The following is a 2,080-nucleotide window of genomic DNA, read 5'->3' on the forward strand; positions in this document are numbered from 1 at the left end:
AGGAAGTGGCGGTGGTGGTGGTGTTCGGCGAGGTGGAGGGCGGTGAGTTGGGCGAGGGTGCCGGTGCCGCCGGTGATGAGGGTGGTGCCGTCCGGATGCGTGGCCGTCAGCGCGGCTGCATCCTCGACCGGGTCCGGAGTGTGCCGGACCAGCCGCGGCACGAACCCCTCCCCGGCACGGAGCGCCACGTGCGGCTCGTCCTCCGCCCGTGCCGCCGCCACGACAGCCGCCAGCACCGCCGTTGATTCCGTCGTCCCGTCCAGATCCACCAGCGTGAAACGACCGGGATACTCGCTCTGAGCGGTCCTCACCAACCCGGTGACCGTCGCGTGCACCAGATTCGGATCCTCGCCCTCCCGAACCACGGCGGCACTTCGGGTGACCCAGACGCACGGCACGTCCAGCAGACGCTCGTCGGCCAACCAGGCCTGGAGCAGGAGCAGCGCCCGCTCGGCCGCCGCGTGCACCTCGGCCGGCTCGCCCTCGCCCTCCGGCAGGGGCACGAAGTGCACCACAGCCGCGGGCCGCGCGTCACCGTCCGGCAACGCGGACACCACCGGATACACCGGCCGGCTCTCCCCGGTGCCGGCTCCCGCCTCACCGAGTACGACCCAACCGTCCTCGGCACCGCTCGGCTGCCCCTGCCCGAACGCGAACCGCGTCCACTCCTGCCGGTACAGACCCTCCGCCGGATGCGCCCCCAGCGACGCGAGCTGCGCGGCGTCCACGACCCGTGTGGTGAGTTTCTCGGCGGTGAGGATGGGTTGGCCGTGGGGGTCGGTGAGGTGGAGTGTGGTGGTGTCGTCGTCGGTGGTGGTGAGGTGGACGCGGACGGTGGTGGCGCCGGTGGCGTGGAGGCGTACTCCGTTCCAGGCGAAGGGGAGTCGGGTTTCGCCGGTGGTGGTGAGCGCCAGGGGGTGCAGGGCACTGTCGAGCAGCGCCGGGTGGATGCCGTAGGAGCGCGAGCGCTGCTGCTCGTCCTCGCTCAACTGGACTTCCGCGTAAAGGTTGTTGCCGTGGTGCCAGGCGGTGGTGAGGTTCTGGAAGGCGGGGCCGTAGGTGTAGCCGTGGTCGGCGAGGGTGTCGTAGGCGCCGGTGAGGTTGAGGGGGGTGGCGTCGGCCGGGGGCCAGGGACCGGGCTCGGGGGCCGCGGTGGCGCCTGTGGTGGTGAGGGTGGCCGTGGCGTGCCGGGTCCAGGAGACGGCACCGGCATCCTCGTCGCCCGTGGGCTCGGGGCGGGAGTGGAACGTCAGGGTGCGGCGCCCCTCGGCGTCGGGGGCGGTGAGGTGCAGCTGGAGGTGGGTTGTCCGGTCGTGGGTGAGCGTGAGCGGGGTTTCGAGGGTGAGTTCCTCGACGGTGGGGGCCGAGGTGGCCTGGCCCAGATGGAGGGCCAGTTCGAGGTAGGAGGTGCCAGGCAGGAGCACGGTGTCGCGGACGGCGTGGTCGGCGAGCCAGGGGTGGTCGGGGAGGGAGAGACGGCCGGTGAAGAGGGCTGCCCCGTCCGGGAGTTCGACCCTGGCAGCGAGGAACGGGTGATCGGTGGACTGCTGGCCGAGGGCGTGGGGTGAGCCGGTCGCCGGGGCGAACTCGGCCCAATAGCGGGTGGTTTGGAAGGGGTAGGTGGGGAGGTCGGTGGTGGGGGTGGTGTGGTGGTGGGTGAGGGGGATGCCTTGGGTGTGGGCGTGGGCGAGTGCGGTGGTGAGTTGGTGGGGTGTGCCGTGGTGGCGTCGGAGGGTGGGGGTGGCGTGGGGGAGTGTGTGGGTGAGGGTGGGGTGGGGGCTGGGTTCGATGTAGTGGGTGTGTCCGGTGGTGGTGAGGTGGGTGGTGACGGTGTGGAGGTGGACGGGGTGGCGGAGGTTGTCGTACCAGTATTGGGCGGTGAGGGTGGTGGTGTCGGTGGGTGTGTTTTGGGGGTGGGTGGTGGAGTAGAAGGGGATGGCGGCCGGCTGGGGGGTGATGGGGGCGAGGTCGGTGAGGATCTGGTCTTTGAGGGGGGTGATGTGGGGGGAGTGGGAGGCGTAGTCGACGGGGATGAGGCGTGCGTCGATGCCGTCCGCGATCAGGTGTTGGTGCAGGGCGT

1 protein-coding gene is annotated in these 2,080 nt (G+C 71.3%); it reads right to left on the bottom strand.

What is annotated here, in order from left to right; all coding sequences use genetic code 11:
- The coding region (locus tag ACZ4U1_RS40175) for a polyketide synthase dehydratase domain-containing protein (protein WP_467909133.1) at positions 1–2,080 on the bottom strand (2,080 nt) is incomplete at both ends.

The sequence above is a fragment of the Streptomyces sp. NPDC028928 genome, assembly GCF_055564915.1.